Here is an 18203-nt window from a genome sequence, read left to right as displayed (position 1 = left end):
GCCCCGCCCCTACCGCCACCTTCAGCTCCGGTGGTCGACGTCGTCCCCGCCGCCCAGGTCGGTGCAGTCCACCAGTGCCGCGCCGTGGGCCCGGAGGTAGGGTCCCGCGCCGGTGTCGCCGTGCACCGCGGCGGCCAGCGGGCGCCAGTGCGCCCGGCCCAGGAGCACGGGGTGCCCCGGCTCGCCGCCGTAGGTCGCGCGGGCGAGCGCGTGCCGGGCCGTGTCCGGCTCGGGGACGGTCGCCAGCACCCGGCGGACGGCGTCGGCCCGCAGGCCGGGCAGGTCAACGAGGGAGACGACGGCGGCGTCCGCCCCCGTGTCCCCTGCCGCCGCGAGGCCGGCGCGGAGCGACGCCGCGATCCCGCTCGCCCAGTCCGCCGCGACCACGGACGTGGCGCCGGCGGGCACCAGCTCCTCGGCCTCGCCGGCCCGCGCCCCGAGCACGACGACAACGTCCCGGCACCCGCCGTCGAGCAGCGCCCGACAGGCGAGCTGGACCCACGGAACGCCGTCGTCGCCCCGAACGAGCGCCTTGGCCATTCCGAACCGGCTGCCGGCCCCCGCGGCCAACACAACCCCGACCGCCTCGGCGAGAACGGGGTTGTGTCCGCTGCTGGGCATGACACGAACCTAGCCGTGTTCTCGACCGGCCGGCTTATCGGCGGCCGTAGCGGGCCAGGACGAACGACTCCACGATCTGCGCCACCAGGTAGAGCGCGAGCGACGCCAGCGTCACCACCAGCACGCACGCCCAGACCAGGTTGTTCTCGGACTGGCCCACGGCGTTGACCACCATGCTGCCGATTCCCCGGCCGGTGATCAGCCACTCGGCGAGCAGCGCACCCGTGATCGCGCCCGGCACGGAGATCCGGACGGACGCGAAGAGCGCGGGCAGCGCCGACGGGAACGCCACCCGGATCAGCAGGGCCAGGGGTCCGCCGCCGTACACGTGCACGACGTCGGACATCTGGGCCGACACCGAGCGCAGCCCCTGCACGACGTTCACGAGGGCCGGGAACAGCACCACGATCCCGGACACCACGGCGACGCGGACCAGCTCGTCGGAGAACAGCAGCCGGATGATCGGCGTGAGCGCGATCAGCGGCACGGCGCGCAGGATCAGGGCCACGGGCATGACGGCGGTCTCGACCGGCTTGGACAGCACGATCAGGGCCGCCGCGACCGTCGCCGCGAGCATGCCGGCCACGAACCCGATGGCGGCGTCGCCCAGCGTGACGCCGAGTCCGGTGAGGATCTGGGCGCGGGTCTGGGCGGCGTCGTCGTCGGCGAAGAGGAACTCGTAGACCTCCGCGGGTCCCTTCGCGACGAACGTGTTGTCGACCAGCGCCACGGACACCACCCACACCACGGTGAGGATCGTCAGCATGAGCAGCGCGGTCCCGAGCGCCCTGCCCAGGCCGGTGGCGAGGGCGCGGCCGGTGCCGCCGCCGGTCGAGCCGCCGCCGGTCGAGCTTGTCGAGACCCTGGTTTCGACAGGCTCAACCCGCGTGCTGCTTGTCGAGACCCCGCTCATCCTCGTCCCCCTCCGGTCGACCACGGCACCGCCACCCGGCCCAGCAGGCCGAACACCGCGTACCCGATGCCCGCGACCAGTGCGCAGGCGAACATGATGCCCCAGGCGCGCTCGACCATGAGGCCCTGGCCTGCGGCGATGAGCGCGGGTCCGACGCCGCGGTCGACGCCGCCGATGTACTCCCCGAGGATCGCGCCGAGGAACGCGGCGGGCGCCGCGATCTTGAGCGCGCTGATGATCTCCGGCAGCGCGGAGACGAGCTGCACCGTGACGAGCTGCCGCCAGCGGCCGCCGCCGTAGACGTGGACGACGTCGAGCGCGGCCCGGTCCGCCGACCGGAAGCCGAGCACGGCACCGACCACAGTGGTGAAGAAGACCGACAGGGCCGCCAGCACCACCGCCGTCGGCGCGGGGTCGCCCGGGTCCGGCGGGCCGAGCACGATGTACAGGATCGGCAGGACCGCGATGGTCGGCACGCAGTAGCTGATGACCGCGATCTGGGAGATCACGGGTTCGAGCCGCGGCGTGAGCAGCACGAGGGCCGCGAGCACGAGCGCCAGGCCGTTGCCCCACACGAACCCGATCAGGGCCTCGACGACGGTCCCGCCGAAGTTGGTCGCGTAGAACGCCCAGCCGTCGGCGGCGTACTGCCGCAGCACGCCGGGCGGCGTCGGCATGGACGAGCCGTCGAAGACCGTGAGGGCGAGCAGCCACCACAGTGCGACCAGGCCCGCCAGCCCGGCCGCGCCGCCCAGCCAGGCGCGGGTGCGGGCCCGGTCACGCATCGCCGGCCGCGCTCTCTGCGGTGGCGGCCGAGCTCTGCCCGACGTCGGTCCCGGCGTCCGCCTCGAACAGGAGCTCCGAGGCGTGGTCGTGCAGGGCGTGGAACTCCGGGCTGCGCATCATCTCCGGCAGGCGCGGGCGCGGCAGGTCGACCTCGATGACCTCCTTGATCCGGCCCGGGCGCGGGCTCATGACCGCCACCTGGTCCGACAGGAAGATGGCCTCCGAGATGCCGTGCGTGACCATGAGGGTCGTGGCGGGCTTCTCGGTCCAGATCCGCAGCAGCTCCAGGTTGAGGCGCTGCCGGGTCATGTCGTCCAGCGCGCCGAACGGCTCGTCGAGCAGCAGCACCGACGGTTTGACCACCAGGGCGCGCGCGATGGACACCCGCTGCCGCATGCCACCGGAGAGCTGGCCCGGCTTGGCCTTCTCGAAGCCGGTCAGGCCCACGAGCCGGATCAGCTCGGCCACCAGGGCGCGGTCGACGGGCTCGCCCGAGACCTCGAACGGGAGCCGCAGGTTGGACTCGACCGAGCGCCAGGGCAGCAGAGCAGAGTCCTGGAACGCGATCCCGAGCTCGTGACCGGCGCGCAGCTGCTTCGGGTCCTTGCCGTCCACCTTGGCGGTGCCTGAGGTCGCCGCCTCCAGCCCCGCGAGGATCCGCAGGATCGTGGACTTCCCGCAGCCGCTGGGGCCCAGCAGGGACAGGAAGCTGCCCTGGTCGGTGTGCAGCGTGACGTCGTCGAGCGCGGTCACCGTCTTGCGGCCCGAGCCGAACGTCTTGGACAGGTTGGCGATGTGCAGGCCGGTGCCGGCCCCGCCCTTGGTGGCGGGACCGGCACCTACCGGGACATCGGTGATCGACTGGTCGGTCACGATCAGCCCTTGAGCTCGGGCTTCTCTTCGAGCAGCTCCCCCAGGAGCGACAGGTCGAAGACGTCCTCCTGGGCGGCGTCGATCCCGGCCGCCTCGAACGTCTCCAGGTTCTGCGCCAGCAGCTCGTCGCTGATCGTGAACAGGCCGTTCTCCGCGGTCTCGTCCGTGTTGATCAGGTCCTCGCACTGGATCGTGTTCTGCTGGGTCTCCTTGTCCAGGTCGAGGTCCTGGTCCTTGCCGTAGTCGTCGACGGCGAGCTTCGCGGCGCCCTCCAGGTCGGCGCAGGCGTCGGTCCAGCCCTTGATCTCGGCCTCCAGGAACGCCTTGACCACCTCAGGGCGCTCGGCGATCGTCTCGTCGGTGGCGATGATCGACTCGGCGACGAACGGCAGGCCGTTGTCCGCGAACAGGAGGTTGGTGACCTCCTTGCCCTGCGACTCGACGATGATCGACTCGTTGGTCACGTACGCGAGGAACCCGTCGACCTCGCCGTTGACCAGCGGCTGCGGGTCGTACTGCACGGGCACGATCTCGACGTCGTCCTTGGTGAGGCCGTTGGCCGCCAGGAGCGCCTCGAACAGGAGCCCGTTGCCGCCGTCCTGCACGCCGATCTTCTTGCCCTTGAGGTCGTCGATCGTCTCGATGTTCGCGCCGTCCTTGAGGGACAGGATCGTGAACGGGTTCTTCTGGAACGTGGTGCCCACGATCTTGATGGGGGCGTCCTCGTTGGCGACGACCTGGCCCACCGTGACGGCGTTCGTGAGGCCGAAGTCGGCCTTGCCGGAGGCCACCAGGTTCTCGGTGGCGCCGGGGCCCGCGTTGAGCGTGACCTTGCCGAAGCCGGCGTCCTGGTAGTAGCCCTTGCTGTCGGCCATGAACTCGCCGGCGAACTCAGCGTTCTTGATCCAGGAGAGCTGGACCGTGAGGTCGCCGAGGCCCTCCCCCTCAGCGGGGGCGTCGTCGCCGGAGCCGCATGCCGCGAGGGCGAGCGAGGCAGCGGCCACGACGGCCGTCAGGCGCAGTGCGCGCCCAGGACGGGAAAGCTTCATGAGTGGTTCTCCTGTTGTGCTGGGTGGGGTGAGCCGAAACCCGCGTTTCTCACTCGGAGGACGCTAGGGACGCGTGGTTACACGCCCGGCGTCGGCCGGTTACGCAGTCGTTAAACGTGGGGCGCGGTACCGGATCGTTATCCGGCCGCAGCCGCTTGGTTCCGGGCTTCGCGGGACGGGCCGGTTGGATCTGCGGTCCGGGCGGGGTGGCCTGGGGTCCGCGGGTGGTTCAGTACTGAATCCGCGCGGTGAACGCCCGCCACGCCTCGAAGGGTTCGCCCGCACGCGCGATCCGATGCTCGACGACGGGGTTGGGCCACGTCGCCCGGTCGCGCGCGAGCAGCTCATAGAACTCGCGGTCGTCGAAGCCCGCCCGCTCGGCGTCGTGCCGGTCCGCGGCGAACACCACGCGGTCGACCCGGGCCCAGAGCGCCGCCGACAGGCACAGCGGGCACGGCTCGCACGACGCGTAGAGCGTGGTCCCGGCCAGCGAGAACGTGTTCAGCGCCCGGCAGGCGGCGCGGATCGCCACGACCTCGGCGTGCGCCGTCGGGTCGAGGTCGCGCGTCACGCGGTTCCCGGCGGCCGCCACCTCGACGCCGTCGCGCACGACGACGGCCCCGAAGGGGCCACCGCCGTCGGCCACGTTCTGGCTGGCGACCTCGATGGCACGGGCGAGCCACGCCTCGTCGTCGTCGCTCACGGGCACCGAGGACGGGGTGCCGGACGTCTCCATAGGACTGATCACGCTTCGATGCTCGCACTGTCGGGTTTCAACCACATTCCCAGCAGGTCACCCCGAAGAAACACCAGTTTCGCGACTGCCGCCGAACGCAGGCCTGGTCGCTGCAAGAGCACTCATGGAGCGACCAGGCCTACGTTCGGCACCTGAGAGACGGACGCCGCCGAGTCGGTACCGTGAGCGGCATGGAGACCGCCGCTGCATACGCCGAGTTCGCCGAGGTCCAGGCGGTCAATGGCGGCTCACCCACCTACCAGGACTGGGCGCGGGGTGTCGCCGCCGATCCGGAGACGTGCGCCCTGCTGGACGCCCTTCCCGAGCCCAAGCGGCAGCCCAACCTGCTGTTCGCGGCGGCGCGGCTGGCGGGGGCGCCGTCCGGCGGCTGGGCCGGGGTGGGGCCCTGGCTGCTGACCGCGTGGCCCGAGGTGGAGCGCGAGATGCGCGCCCGCGCCACCCAGACCAACGAGCCGCGGCGCTGCTCGACGCTCCTGCCGACCCTCGCGGCGATCGACGGTCCGATCGCGCTGATCGAGGTGGGCGCGTCGGCGGGGCTGTGCCTCTACCCCGACCGGTACTCGTACGAGTACACCTCCGCGGACGGCACACGCACCCGCCTCGACCCGGCCGACGGCCCGAGCGACGTGCTGCTGCCCTGCGCCATCGAGGGCCCGGTGCCCACGCGGATGCCCGACATCGTCTGGCGCGCCGGCCTCGACCTCAACCCGCTGGACGTGCGCGACCCGGCCGACGTCGCCTGGCTCGAGGCCCTCGTGTGGCCCGAGCACACCGACCGCGTCGAGACCCTGCGGGCCGCCGTGCGGGTAGTGGCGGCCGACCCGCCGGACCTCGTCACGGGCGACCTCAGGGTGGGGCTCGCCGACCTGGTCGCCGACGCGCCCGCCGAGGCCACGGTGGTGGTGCAGAACTCCGCCGCTCTCTACTACCTCACTCCGGCGGACCTGGAGACCTTCGTCGCCACGATGGACCGGCTGCGGCGGGAGCGCGGCGTCGTCTGGCTGAGCAACGAGGGCTGGACCGTCCTGCCCGACGTCGCGGCCCGGCTCCCCGATGGCCTCTCGCCCCAGTTCATCCTGGCCCGGGACGGTGAGCCGGTAGCGCTCACCGACCCGCACGGCCGGTCGGTCCGGCTGCTGTAGCGCGTGTCCCGGACGGGGTCCAGCGGCGGCTGACCCGGTCCAGGACGTCGGCGCCCCACGCCTCGGACCAAACGGACATCTCGACTCTTGACAGAGTCGATCCGCGCTACCCACACTGTACGAGTCGGTCAGATGTTAGCGCTCACATGGCCGCCGTCGTGCACCACCTTCGTCACCGCAGCCGAAGGACCGCGAGTACACAGCGCCGTGATCGCGCCGGGGTTCACAACCCGGTGGTCGTCGCGCGCTCGCGGCCCGCCCCATCCGGAGGGAACCACCGATGTCCTTGCGCCACCGCCTTCTCGCGGCGTTCACCGCACTGGCCACCGCCGCCGCCGGCGCGCTCGTCGCCGTGAGCCTCACCGCACCGCCGGCAGCAGCCGCCAACTACTCCGCCTATGTCATGGGCTACTTCAAGGAGTCGCCCAACGCGTCCGGGGACAGCTACGCCCTGCACCTGGCGGTCAGCCGTGACGGCCTGGACTGGATGCCGCTGAACCAGAACGACCCGGTGGTCACGCCGACCGACGGCACACGAGGACTGCGTGACCCGTACATCCTGCGCAAGCAGGACGGCACGTTCGTGGCGCTCGCGACCGACCTCACGGGGCGCGTCTTCAACGAGAACAACCAGTACATCCACGTGTGGGACTCGACGAACCTGACCAGCTTCACGGGTTACCGGCGGGTCAAGCTGCACTCGATGGCGACGCACTCGTGGGCGCCGGAGGCGTTCTGGGTGCCGTCCCGGAACCAGTACGCGGTGATCTACTCCGCGAACAACGGCACTCGCGACGTGTTCATGGTCAACTACACGACCGACTTCGTGAACATGGGCACCCCGGAGGTCTTCTTCGACCCGGGGTTCAACGTCCTGGACGGCGACGTCCTGGTCGACGGCTCCACGTTCTACCTGTCCTACAAGAACATCGGCGACGGCAATCTGTACGTCGCGCGCTCGACCACCGGGGCTCCGAACAGCTTCACCACGATCAGCGGCGGGATGCGGCAGGGCGACGCGATCGAGGCCCCGGTGCTGGTCAAGTCGAACACGAGCAGCACGGTCTGGCTGTGGGGCGACTCGTTTGCGCCGGCCAACGCCGTGGTCTACGGCTGGCAGACGGCGAACGTCGACGGCGGCTCGTGGTCGGTGATGAATCAGCAGGCGTTCACGCCGCCGATCAACGCCAAGCACACGACGATCACCCCGATTACCTCGGCCGAGTACGACGCGCTGGTCAACCGCTGGGGCGCCCCGAGCTGGAACCGGCTGAAGTCGTACAACTTCCCCGGTCGCTACGTGCGGCACGCGGACAACGTCGCGCGGATCGACCCGTTCCCCATGGACCCGACCGCCGACCAGCAGTGGCGCGTCGTCCCTGGACTGGCCGACTCCGCCGGGGTGTCCTTCGAGTCCGTCAACTTCCCGGGCAGGTACCTGCGGCACTTCGACTACAACCTGCGGCTCGACCCGAACGACGGCACCTCGATCTTTCGCGCCGACGCGACGTTCTACCCCACCGCGGGTCTTGGGGACAGCTCCTGGACGTCGTTCCGGTCCTACAACTTCCCGGACCGGTACATCCGCCACTCCGGGTTCGCGCTGCGCATCGACGTCCTGAGCGGCGGCTCGTCGGCGACGGACCGCCAGGACGCCACCTTCGACATCACGTACTGATCATCACGCACCGGCGTGGACCTGCCGCTCAGGTCAGGAATCGGCGGGGTGCAGCAGCTCCCACAGCCGGTCCCGCTGAATCGGCAGGTCCCGCGGGCGCACCCCCGTGGCGTCAGCTATCGCGTTGGCCAGCGCCGGGGCCACCGGGTTGTACGGGGCCTCGCTCATCGACTTCGCGCCGCGGGGCCCGAGGCGGTCGACCGTATCGGCAAACAGCACCTCCGTGACCGGGACGTCCGCCAGCTGCGGCACCCGGTAGTGCCGCAGCGTGCGCGTCACGACGACGCCGTCGCGCACCACCATCCGTTCCGTGAGCGCCGAGCCGAGCGCCTGCCCGACGCCGCCGTCGATCTGCCCACGGAGCTGCTCCGGGTTGATCACCACTCCGGCGTCGGCGGCGTGCACCGACTGCAGGATCCGCAGCTCGCCGGTCTCCCGGTGCACCGCCACCCGGAACCCGTGCACGTTGAACGCGACCGAGCGGGGGGAACCGTCGTGCGTCGCCTCGGCGGAGAGGCCGGCGACGTCGGCCGGGCCCGCTCCGTCCAGCTTCTCCCGCAGCGCCGCCGCCGCGCGCTCGACCGCGAGGCCCGCGACCACCGAGCCGGCCGAGCCGAAGGCGCCGGTGTCGTAGCCCGCGGTCGCTGTGTCCGACGGGCGGACCCGCACGCGGCTCGTCGGCACGCCGAGCTCCGTCGCCGCGATCTGCGCGTGCACCGTGGTGGTGCCGTTGCCGAACTCGGCGGTGCCGACGTCGACCACGAAGTCGCCGTCGTCGGCCACGGTGACCTTGGCGTGCGTGAAGTGCCCGCGCGGCGGGATGGTCGCGATCATCGCGAGGGCTGCTCCGCGGCCTACCGACCACCCTTCGTCCAGCCAGGTCTCGACAGGCTCGACCACCAAGGGCTGCCGGTTCAGCGCGTCTTCGACGAGGTCGAGGCACTGGTCCAGCCCGTAGGACCCGTACTCCAGGTCCCCGTCCACCGGCTGCCCGACGACGAACGGGTCGCCCGGCCGGATCACGTTCCGCCGCCGCATCTCGACGGGGTCGATGCCGAGCCGCGCGGCCAGCTCGTCGATCGCGCCCTCGATGGCGAACTGCACCTGACCCAGCCCGTACCCCCGGAACGCCCCGGACGGCACGTTGTTCGTGTAGACGGACTCGGCGTCGACCCGCTTGTTCGGGGCGCGGTAGACGGCCATGGACTCGTGCACGCCGTGGAACAGGACGCCGGGCGCGTGGTTGCCGTAGGCGCCGGTGTCGGCCAGGACGTCGATCGCGAGCGCCGTCAGGATGCCGTTCTCGTCGGCACCGGCGCGGACGCCGACCCGCATCGGGTGCCGGCACGGCACCGTCGTGAACTGCTGCTCGCGGGTGAGCTCCCACTGGACGGGCCGGCCGGTGCGCAAGGCCGCGAGCGCCACGACGTCCTCGACGAGCAGCTCCTGCTTGCCGCCGAACCCGCCGCCGACGCGTCCGGCCACGACGCGGACCCGGTGCTCCGGGAGGTCGAGGAGCCGGGCCAGCTCGTCGCGCACGAGGAACGGCACCTGCGTGGAGGTGCGCACGTGCAGGACGTTCTCGGGTCCCGGCTCCAGCCAGGCGCGTGCGCCGTGCGTCTCCAGCGCGACGTGGTTCACGCGGTCGGTGGTCCAGGTGCCGGTCACGGTGGCGGCCGACGCCGCGAGGGCGGCGTCGACGCCGTCGTGCCCGGGGTCCGCGTGCTCCTCGTGGATCTGCACGACGACGTTCCGGCTCGCCTCCGCGACCCGGTGCTCGGCGGGCGTCTTGCCCGGGTGCAGCAGGGGCGCGCCCGGCCGGCGCGCGGCCTCCGGGTCGAAGACGGCGGGCAGCGGCTCGTACTCGACGTCCACCAGCGCGAGCGCGTCGCGCGCCTGCCGGGGCGTCTCGGCGACCGCGACGGCGACCCGCTGGCCCGCGAACCGGAGGACGGGGTCGAGGATGCGGGTGTCGTCGGGGTCGTCGAGGCGGTTCTCGTGCCGGGCGGTCGAGTAGAGCGTGCCGGGGACGTCGTGGTGGGTGAGCACGAGGTGCACGCCTGGGGCACTGCGGGCCGCCGTCGCGTCGATGCGGGTGATGCGCGCGTGCGGGTGCGGGCTGCCGAGCACGGCGACGTGCAGCAGGCCGGGCGGCGCGGGCTCGTCCAGGGTGTACGGCTCACGGCCGCTCACGATCCGGGCGGCGGCCGGCGCGACGACGGCGCGCCCGAACGCCTCCCCCGCCTGAGCCACCTCGGTGTTCACGCGGCCGGCGAGGGCATCCCGGATCGACCGGTACCCGGTGCACCGGCAGAGGTTCCCCTTGAGCGCTTCGTCGACACCGCCACCGCTGGTCGAGCCTGTCGAGACCTGGTTACTGGTGATTGGAGAGGTCTCGACAGGCTCGACCAGCTGACGGGCAAGCTCGGCCAACGCGGGGGAGCCCGCGACCGTGCAGACCATGCCCGCCGTGCAGAACCCGCACTGGAACCCGGCAGCCTCGACGAACGCCTGCTGCACGGGGTGCAGGTGGTCGGCGTCGGCGTCGGGGTCGCCGCCCGGCCCGAACCGGCCCAGGCCCGCGGCCGTCACCACCTCGGCATCGACGGCCCGGTGCGCGGGGATCAGGCAGGACTGCACGGGGGCGCCGTCGAGCAGGACGGTGCACGCGCCGCAGTCGCCCGCGTCGCAGCCCTTCTTCACCGCGGTGGTGCCCTGTTCGCGCAGGTAGGTGCGCAGGCACTGGCCCGGCCGGGGCTCCGCCGCGACATCTGCGCCGTCGATCCTCACGCCGCGCCGCCCAGCTCGTCCAGCACCTCGTGCGCCAGGCGCCGCGTCATCGCGGCGCGCCAGTCACGGCTGCCGTGCGTGTCCTCGTACCAGGCGCCCTCGCTGCCGATCCAGTCGACCCACCGGTCCACCATGTCGTGGTCGCGGGCGTAGAGGCTGAGCGGCGCTCCCACCGCGGCGGTCACGGTGATCCTCGGGGACCGGTCGCCGGCCCGCCCGGTCACCATCGCCGCCGTCCGACCGGTCGCGGTCAGCGACGCCCGCCGGAACGCCGTGCGCTGCCCGAGCGCGGCGGCCGGCACCCGCACCTCGCGGAGTACCTCCCCCGGCGCCAGGTCGACGACACCCGCCCCGGTGACCAGGTCGGACACGGCCACTTCCCGCGAGCCGCCGTCCGGCGTCCAGACGACCGCCCGGGCCGAGAGCGCCGCGAACAGCCCGGCCATCGACCCGGCGGGCAGCCCCAGCGCGAGGTTCCCGCCCACCGTCGCGGTGCGGGCCACCTTCGCCGAGAGGGTCAGCGCGGAGACACACTCCCCCACGATCCCGAGGCCGCGGTACGGCCCGGGCGCACCTGGCGCGCCGCCCAGCGCCCCGGGCCCCGCGAGCAGCTCCTCCAGCGTGCACGTCCCGGCGACCCGCAGCCCGGACCCGTCCACGGACCACGGCTCCCAGCCCATCCCCGTGAGGTCCACCAGGCCGGTCACCTCCGCGGGCACCGGCTCGGAGTACAGGAACGTGCCGCCGCCCAGGAAGGTCTCGCCGGGCCGCAGCGCGCAGTCCGCGCGCGACCGGGCCACCCGGACCGTGTCGATGTCGAGATCCATGGAACCCCCGTCACCCCTCGTCGATCTCGCGCAGCAGCGCGTACCGGGCGTCGATCGCCTCGACGCGCGCGCCGGCGCCGTCGAGCACCTCGTGCACCCGGTCGGACAGGACCGCCACCACGCTCACCGGCGCCACCATCGAGTCGAAGGCGCCCTCCGTGGTGATGGGGCACTCGATCCACCAGGTCACGCTCCCGGCCAGGTGCCGCAGGCTGGAGTCGGCGAGCAGGAGCACGCGGACGCCGTCGGCCAGCAGGGACTCGACCATCTCGCCCACCCGGAACGCGTGCCGGCGGATCGAGACCACCACGACGACGTCCTCGGGGCCGAGGCCCACGAGGTCGTCCGCGAGCGACTGCCCCGGGCCGGGCGCGAGGTGCACCCGGCCGCGTACCTGGATCAGGTTGCGCCGCAGCTGGGTGGCGGGCCCGAGCGAGCCCCGGCGTCCGACGACCACGACGTCGCGGGCCGTCGCGAGCGCCCCGGCCACCTCGTCGAGCATGCCGTCGTCGAGGGCGGCGTAGACCTTCTCCAGGTTCTTGACCTCCTGCTCGAGCCGCTCGCGCAGGCCGGGCGAGGGGTCCACCGCGATCGGCAGGCCGCGCCCGCGCTGGACGCGCAGGTGCTCGCGCAGGCCCTCGAAGTCGTCGTAGCCGAGCTTGCGGAACAGGCGGCTCATCGTCGCCTTGGACACCCCGGCGAGCGCCGCGAGCTCCGTGGCGCGGTACGTGCCCAGGTCGCCGAGGTGGTCCAGCAGGGCGTCGGCGGCGCGCCGCTCCTGCGGCGAGAGCTCCCGGTAGCCGGCGGCTATGCGGTCCTCGAGCGGCGTGGTCGCGAACTGCGTCATCGGGCCTTCTCCCCGGGGGTCTCGACAGGCGGGTCCTGAGCCTGTCGAAGGGCGACCAGCGGGGCGGGCACGTGCACCCGGGCCAGCTCCAGCACGGCCGCCGTGTACGCGTCGAGGGCGGCGCCCACGTCCTCGGGCTCCACGTGCTCGTCCGGGTGGTGGCTGATCCCGTCGCGGCAGCGCAGGAACAGCATGCCGACGTCGGTCACCGCGTCCATCGCCATGCCGTCGTGCCCGGCGGGGCTCCACAGCCCGAGCACATCGTCCGGCGAGGTCCCGGTCGCCTCCGCGACTCCGGTCGCCACCGCGGCCTTCATCCGGTCGGCGCAGGCGGTCGACGGCGCCCGGTGGGTCTCGGCGAACTCGAACGTCACGCCGCGCTCCTGGGCGATGTCGCGCCCGGCCGCCGCGATCTGCTCCCACAGCTCGTCGCGGCCGGCGTCGGTGCGACCGCGCAGGTCGAGCGTGAGCTCGGCCCGTCCGGGGATGACGTTGACCGCGCCGGGCTGCACGCGGATGTCGCCGACGGTCGCGAGGCTGTCCGTGGCCTTGGCCAGCTCCTCGATCCTGGTGACGAGGTGGGCGGCGGCGACCAGCGCGTCCTTGCGTCGGCTGAACGGCGTGCCGCCCGCGTGCCGGGCCTCGCCGGTGACCGTCAGCACGAACCGCCTTGCTCCGGCGATGGTGGTGACGTACCCGAGCGGCAGGTCCCGCGCCTCGAGCACCGGGCCCTGCTCGATGTGCGCCTCCAGGTAGCCGACCAGGTCCGCGGGGTCCCGGGCGGCGTCGCCCACCCGCTCCGGGACCAGCCCGAACCGCACGAACGCCTCGCGCAGGGTGACGCCGTCGGCGTCGGCCGTCTCCCACCATGCCGGGTCCCACTGGCCCGACGTCGCGCAGCTGCCCAGCAGCGCCTTGCCGAACCGGGTGCCCTCCTCCGCGGAGAACCCCACGACCTCCAGCGCGAACGGCAGGGGTGTGTCGCGGAGCCGGTGCGCGACGGCGATCGCGAGCACCACGCCGAGCATGCCGTCGTACCGGCCGGCGTCCGGCACGGTGTCCAGGTGGGACCCGAGCACGAGCGCGGGCTCGCCCCGGGTGGCGGGCCGCTGGGGCGTGCCGTCGGCAGCGCGGCGGCCCCAGATGTTGCCGGCGGCGTCGGTCTCGGTGTCGAGGCCGGCGTCGCGCATCCAGGCCTGGACCGCCGTGTTGCCGGCGGAGTGCTCGGGCGACAGGTAGACACGCTCGAGCGCGTCGGGCCGCGACGAGTGCCGCGTCAGGTCGTCGCACCGGTCCATCACCCACTCGGTGGTGCCGATCTCGGGGGCGGTGGTCCGGATCTCCGTGGCGGGCAGGTCGCTCACAGTCGTGCCTCCTTGGTCGCGGCGAGAACGGGATCGTGTCCCGGTGCGGGCGCCTGCGGTACTCGGTCGGCGTCGTACGCGGCCAGCGCGGCGTCCACACCGGACCCCGGCGGGGCGGCGAAGCCGGCGCGGCGGAGCTCCGCCTCCAGGGCCGCCAGGGTGGTGAGCACCGTGTCCCGGCGGGCGTTGAAGCCCATGGTCCCGATCCGCCAGACGACGCCGTGCAGCGGGCCGAACGACGTGCCGATCTCGATGCCGAAGTTGTCCAGGAGAGCGCCCCGGACGGCGTCGCCGTCCACGCTGTCGGGGATGCGCACGGCGACCACGTTGTGCATCTTGTGGGCGACGTCGCCGAAGACCTCCAGGCCCAGCCCGCGCACCCCGGCGAGCATGGCCGCGCCGTGCTGCGCGTGCCGGTCCACCGCCGTCGCCATGCCCTCGACCGTCAGGAGGCGCGCGCACTCGCGCGCCGCGTACAGCATGGACGTGGCCTCGGTGTGATGGTTGAGGCGGCGCGGGCCCCAGTAGTCCATGATCTGCGCGAGGTCGAGGTAGTTGGACACGATCGGGGCGCCGTGCGGGGCGACGTCGTCGTCGGTGCGGATGCCGGCCTCGACGTGCTTGCGCCGGTCGATGGCCGCGACCGCCGCGGGCGAGAGCGTCACGGGTGCGCTGCCCGACGGGCCGCCCAGGCACTTCTGCAGCCCGGCCGTCGCCGCGTCGATGCCCCACTCGTCGGTGTGGAACGGGTTGCCGCCGAGCGTGGCCGTCGCGTCGACGTACAGCAGGGCGTCGTGCTCGTGGGCGATCCGGCCCAGCTCGGCGAGCGGCTGGGCCATGGTCGTGGAGGTGTCCCCGTGCACGACGGCGACCAGCCGGGGCCGGATGCGACGGACGGCTTCCTCGATCTGTGCCGGGTCGAAGACGGTGCCCCACTGCCGCTCGATCGTGTGCACCTCGGCGCCGGCGCGCGCGCTGATCTCCGCGAGCAGGTGCCCGAACCGGCCGAACACCGGGACCAGCACCCGGTCGCCCGGCTCCAGCAGGGACACCAGCGCGGCCTCGATTCCGGCGCGCGAGGTGCCGTCGACGAGGAAGGTCTGCTCGTTGGCGGTGTCCCAGACCGTGCGCCACAGGCCCATGGCCTCGGTCATCGTGTCGGTCATGAACGGGTCGAACTGCCCCACCAGCGGCGCGGCCATGGCCCGCAGCACGCGGGGATCGGCATCAACGGGCCCGGGCCCCATCAGCAGCCGGGCAGGAGGATGTATCTGAGTCATGCGCCTCTCCTCAACAGCGACCCCGACGTCGTTGAGTGCTGGCTATTTGCGGTATCGAAACGTTCTGACCCCGCAAATAGCCCGCACTCAACGACCGCGCCTTGGACGGTCAGGCCGTCGTAGGCGCTGATCTTGTTCTTGTGGGCCAGATCCGACGCGCGGAAGGTGGTCGTCGCGTCGGGGTCATAGACGATCAGGTCGGCTGCGGCGCCCTCGGCGATCACGCCCTTCCGACGCCGGCCCCGGTCCAGGCCCACGAGCGCGGCGGTGTTCGCGGAGGTCCAGCGGGAGACGTCGGCCAGCGGCACGCCCCGGCGTCGGGCGGCGTCCGCCAGCGCGAGGAACCCGGCCTGCAGGCCGGAGATGCCGCCCCACGCCTGCTGCAGGTCGGTCTCGCCCGGGGCGGCGCCCCGGTACTTCTCCTCGGCCGTCGCCGGCGAGTGGTCGCTGACCACACAGTCGAGGATCCCGTCGCGCAGCCCGTCCCACAGCGCGTCCTGGTTGCCGCGGTCGCGGATGGGCGGGCAGCACTTGAAGGCGGCGTCGCCGTCGGGGATGTGCTCGGCGTCGAACACGAGGTAGTGGTGGCAGGTCTCGGCGGTGACCGGCAGGCCCTCGTCCTTGGCCTCGGCGATCAGGTCGAGGGCCCGCGCGGAGGACAGGTGCAGCACGTGGGTGCGCGCGCCCGTCTCGCGGACGGCGTCGAGCAGCCCGGCGATCGCCGTCGTCTCCGCCTCGTCCGGGCGGGAGAGCAGGAAGTCCGCGTAGGCGCGGCTGCCCTCGTGCGGGGCGGCCGCGAGCGCCGCCGGGTCCTCGGCGTGCACGATGAGCAGGCCGCCGAACCGCGCGATCCGGTCCATGGCGTCCAGGAGCCCGGCCGGGTCGAGCGGCGGGAACTCGGGCACTCCCGAGTCGGCGAGGAAGCACTTGAAGCCGAACACTCCAGCGTCCCAGAGGGGTTCCAGGTCGTCGGCGTTGCCGGGCACGGCGCCGCCCCAGAAGCCGACGTCGCAGTGCAGCTCGCCCCGGGCGCGGACGGCCTCGGCCGCGGCGCGCTTGGCCTCAAGGGCCGCGACGGTGGTCGTGGCCGGGATCGAGTTGAGCGGCATGTCGATGATCGTGGTGATCCCGCCGAGCGCGGCCGCGCGGGTCGCGGAGGCGAACCCCTCCCAGGCGGTGCGGCCGGGCTCGTTGACGTGCACGTGCGTGTCGACGACGCCGGGCAGCACGATCTTGTCGCCGAGCAGGACGGCGTCTCCGGCGAGCCCGGCCTTGGCGGGGTCGGCGGAGCCCCACCACACCTGGTGGATCCGGCCGTCCTCGATGCTGAGGACGGCGGGCTGGAGCTCGCCCTCGATCAGTACCCGCTCGGACGCGAGGACCAGGCCCGGCGGCCGGTCGTGTGGCGTCCCGCCGAGAATGACGTCGCCCTCCAGGCTCATACGAAACCTCCGATCGTCGACCAGACGGGGTGCTCGGAGCCGTTCTCGGAGCGCTGGACCGCCGCCTCGATCAGCCCGTAGGGCCGGTCGGCGGCGAAGAACACCTCGCCGGGGTTGTCCAGGCCGAACGGCTCCAGGTCGACGAGGAAGTGGTGGTTGTTGGGGCAGGACAGCCGGATCTCCGCGACGTCGTCGAACGCTTCCAGCACGGCCTTGCCCATCGCGAACACCGTCTGCTGCAGGGCCAGCGAGTGCAGCTGAGCGAAGGTCTCCAGCAGGAGCGAGCGGACGGCGGCGAACCGCCGGTCGTACTCGGCGGGTCCCGCCGTCTCGGTGAACGACGGCGCGTACCGCCACCAGGCCGTGACGTCCGTCGCGAGGATGCGGTCGTCGACCTCGGGCAGCGTCGTGTACCGGTCGCGGGGGAACCCGGAGAACTCCGAGCCCGTCGACTTGAGCACCGTGACGTCGCGCAGCCCCGCCAGCACGGTCAGGCCCGAGTCGTCGGCGTGCACGAGCGCCGTCCGCCGCTCGGCCGCGCCGCGCACGAAGGCGTGGTCGTGGCCTCCGGCGTCGGCCCCGGAGCCTGCCGTGGTCCCCGGGCCGGCAGCGACATCGACCGAGGCGCCGGTCGCGATGCGCTCCCAGCCGTACTGCTCGGCGAGCCACCGCCCGCCCGTGACCTGCGGCTCGGTGAGGAAGTGCCGCGCCAGCCGCAGCAGGAACGTCTCCGGCGAGCCGACGCCGTCCCGCGCGAACGCGTTCACCGTGTTCTTCTGCGTGTCGGTGGCGATGACGCCGGTGTTGTCCCCGGACTCGTGCGTGGCGTGGAAGTCGCCGCGGAGCTGCGAGGTGATGTTCAGGTCGGTGATGCGGTGGCGCGCGGTGTCACGGTCGACGCGCACGAGCCGCACCTCGGCCTTGCCGTACTGGTTGGGTCCCAGGACTATCGACATTCAGCTCCCCCGGTAGGTCGTGTAGGCGAACGGGCTCAGCAGCAGGGCGACGTGCGTGTGGTCGGGCCCGAGGACGACGTCGAGCACCACCTGCCCGAAGAACGTCTCCCGGTCCTGCGCCCCGAACCAGTCGCCGACGGCGAAGGTCAGGACGTGCTGGCCGGGCGTGACCTCGCCCCAGGCGATGCGGCCGTCGGCGTCGGTCGTTGCCCGCCGGTCGCCGAGGGTGACCGCGAGGCCCGCGGCCGGCAGGCCGCGGGCGGCGTCGAGCACGTGGGTCGAGGCGGTGCTCACGAGGTCACCTCGGCCGGGTCGGCGGCGGGCTCCTCGACTATCGACTCCAGCCGCAGCAGCGCGATCTGGCGGAGCTGCTCGGCGGTCACGAGCGCCTCTGTCGCGGGAGCGTTGGCCAGCCGCTCGGTGAGGTTGGCGAGGATCTCCTCGGCGGTGCGGCCGGCGGCCCGCACCAGGAAGATCCGGCCGAACCTGGTCTCGTAGGCGACGTTGCCCTCGGCGATCCGGGCGGCGGTCTCCTCGGCCGCCGTGGGCTGCTCGGTGCGGGACAGGCGCGCTTCGGCGCTGTCGCCGGCCGCGCGCTCGCCGATCCGCGGGTGGTGCGCGAGCGCGGCGTCGACGTCGTCGGCCGTCCAGTCCGCGGCGGCCCGCATCGCGCGCAGCAGCAGGGAGTCGCGGCACCGGTACGGGCGGCCGGCCACGACGTCGTCGACCCACGCGCCGATATCGGCGCACGGGCGGACTGCCGCGGCGGCGTCCGCGGGGGGCAGGGCGTTGAAGGTCGCGAGGTCCACGGGGACAAACCTAGTTTCAAACTGTCCCCTGCGGTGAGACACGCGTTTCAGATGGGTAAAAACTTCCGG

17 protein-coding genes are annotated in these 18203 nt (G+C 72.9%); 2 read left to right on the top strand and 15 right to left on the bottom strand.

All coding sequences use genetic code 11. The features are described 5' to 3' along the window. Nucleotides 1-21 precede the first annotated feature (21 nt). From ACFT2C_RS07205 to ACFT2C_RS07180, 6 genes are all read right to left on the bottom strand, one after another. Entirely contained in the window at nt 22-621 is a 600-nt protein-coding gene (locus ACFT2C_RS07205) for an NTP transferase domain-containing protein (RefSeq protein WP_377206343.1), read from the bottom strand. Between the two features lie 34 nt (nt 622-655). Then, nucleotides 656-1534 carry an ABC transporter permease gene (locus ACFT2C_RS07200; RefSeq protein ID WP_377206342.1) on the bottom strand — a complete coding sequence of 293 codons (879 nt, stop codon included), beginning with the start codon at nt 1532-1534 and terminating at the stop codon, nt 656-658. Beyond that, nucleotides 1531-2319 carry an ABC transporter permease gene (locus tag ACFT2C_RS07195; protein WP_377206341.1) on the bottom strand — a complete coding sequence of 263 codons (789 nt, stop codon included), beginning with the start codon at nt 2317-2319 and terminating at the stop codon, nt 1531-1533. The genes ACFT2C_RS07200 and ACFT2C_RS07195 overlap by 4 nt, the downstream gene beginning before the upstream one ends. Further along, nucleotides 2312-3178, bottom strand: coding sequence for an ABC transporter ATP-binding protein (locus ACFT2C_RS07190; RefSeq protein WP_377206397.1), 867 nt, complete (start codon nt 3176-3178; stop codon nt 2312-2314). Before ACFT2C_RS07190 ends, ACFT2C_RS07195 begins: the two co-directional genes overlap by 8 nt. A 17-nt stretch (nt 3179-3195) precedes the next feature. Beyond that, nucleotides 3196-4242, bottom strand: a complete 1047-nt coding sequence (locus ACFT2C_RS07185) for an ABC transporter substrate-binding protein (protein WP_377206340.1) — start codon at nt 4240-4242, stop codon at nt 3196-3198. 229 nt (nt 4243-4471) lie between these two features. After that, nucleotides 4472-4978, bottom strand: coding sequence for a nucleoside deaminase (locus ACFT2C_RS07180; protein ID WP_377206396.1), 507 nt, complete (start codon nt 4976-4978; stop codon nt 4472-4474). A 191-nt stretch (nt 4979-5169) separates the two neighbouring features. On the opposite strand from ACFT2C_RS07180, the gene ACFT2C_RS07175 reads away from it, so the two are divergent. Together ACFT2C_RS07175 and ACFT2C_RS07170 are read left to right on the top strand one after the other, a co-directional pair. Beyond that, on the top strand, nt 5170-6141 hold the full coding sequence (locus ACFT2C_RS07175; RefSeq protein ID WP_377206339.1) for a DUF2332 domain-containing protein: 972 nt from the start codon (nt 5170-5172) through the stop codon (nt 6139-6141). Between the two features lie 280 nt (nt 6142-6421). Next, nucleotides 6422-7819: a glycoside hydrolase family 43 protein gene (locus tag ACFT2C_RS07170; protein WP_377206338.1), complete on the top strand. Its 1398-nt coding sequence runs from the start codon at nt 6422-6424 to the stop codon at nt 7817-7819. Between the two features lie 33 nt (nt 7820-7852). Here ACFT2C_RS07170 and ACFT2C_RS07165 read toward each other — a convergent pair whose 3' ends face one another. The 9 genes from ACFT2C_RS07165 to uraD are packed head-to-tail and all read right to left on the bottom strand — an operon-like array spanning nt 7853 to nt 18134. Next, nucleotides 7853-10609: a molybdopterin-dependent oxidoreductase gene (locus tag ACFT2C_RS07165; protein WP_377206337.1), complete on the bottom strand. Its 2757-nt coding sequence runs from the start codon at nt 10607-10609 to the stop codon at nt 7853-7855. After that, the gene (locus tag ACFT2C_RS07160; protein ID WP_377206336.1) at nt 10606-11436 is read right to left on the bottom strand and encodes an FAD binding domain-containing protein; all 831 of its coding nucleotides are present in this window, start codon (nt 11434-11436) and stop codon (nt 10606-10608) included. Before ACFT2C_RS07160 ends, ACFT2C_RS07165 begins: the two co-directional genes overlap by 4 nt. 10 nt (nt 11437-11446) lie before the next feature. Beyond that, the gene (locus tag ACFT2C_RS07155; protein ID WP_377206335.1) at nt 11447-12283 is read right to left on the bottom strand and encodes a MurR/RpiR family transcriptional regulator; all 837 of its coding nucleotides are present in this window, start codon (nt 12281-12283) and stop codon (nt 11447-11449) included. After that, complete coding sequence (locus tag ACFT2C_RS07150) at nt 12280-13647, bottom strand: allantoate amidohydrolase (RefSeq protein WP_377206334.1); 1368 nt, start codon at nt 13645-13647, stop codon at nt 12280-12282. The genes ACFT2C_RS07155 and ACFT2C_RS07150 overlap by 4 nt, the downstream gene beginning before the upstream one ends. After that, nucleotides 13644-14927, bottom strand: coding sequence for a pyridoxal-phosphate-dependent aminotransferase family protein (locus tag ACFT2C_RS07145; RefSeq protein ID WP_377206333.1), 1284 nt, complete (start codon nt 14925-14927; stop codon nt 13644-13646). Before ACFT2C_RS07145 ends, ACFT2C_RS07150 begins: the two co-directional genes overlap by 4 nt. After that, nucleotides 14924-16369 carry an allantoinase AllB gene (gene allB / locus ACFT2C_RS07140; protein ID WP_377206332.1) on the bottom strand — a complete coding sequence of 482 codons (1446 nt, stop codon included), beginning with the start codon at nt 16367-16369 and terminating at the stop codon, nt 14924-14926. The genes ACFT2C_RS07145 and allB overlap by 4 nt, the downstream gene beginning before the upstream one ends. Then, the gene (gene pucL, locus ACFT2C_RS07135; RefSeq protein WP_377206331.1) at nt 16366-17325 is read right to left on the bottom strand and encodes a factor-independent urate hydroxylase; all 960 of its coding nucleotides are present in this window, start codon (nt 17323-17325) and stop codon (nt 16366-16368) included. The genes allB and pucL overlap by 4 nt, the downstream gene beginning before the upstream one ends. Beyond that, entirely contained in the window at nt 17326-17619 is a 294-nt protein-coding gene (locus ACFT2C_RS07130) for a hydroxyisourate hydrolase (protein WP_377206330.1), read from the bottom strand. It lies immediately after the preceding gene. After that, the gene (gene uraD, locus ACFT2C_RS07125) at nt 17616-18134 is read right to left on the bottom strand and encodes a 2-oxo-4-hydroxy-4-carboxy-5-ureidoimidazoline decarboxylase (RefSeq protein ID WP_377206329.1); all 519 of its coding nucleotides are present in this window, start codon (nt 18132-18134) and stop codon (nt 17616-17618) included. The genes ACFT2C_RS07130 and uraD overlap by 4 nt, the downstream gene beginning before the upstream one ends. Between the last annotated feature and the right edge of the window lie 69 nt (nt 18135-18203).

Source organism: Promicromonospora sp. NPDC057138 (genome assembly GCF_042670845.1).
Taxonomy (GTDB): Bacteria; Actinomycetota; Actinomycetes; order Actinomycetales; family Cellulomonadaceae; genus Promicromonospora.
Note: the sequence above shows the minus strand (reverse complement) of the source record. Positions and strands in the feature narration are given on the sequence as shown.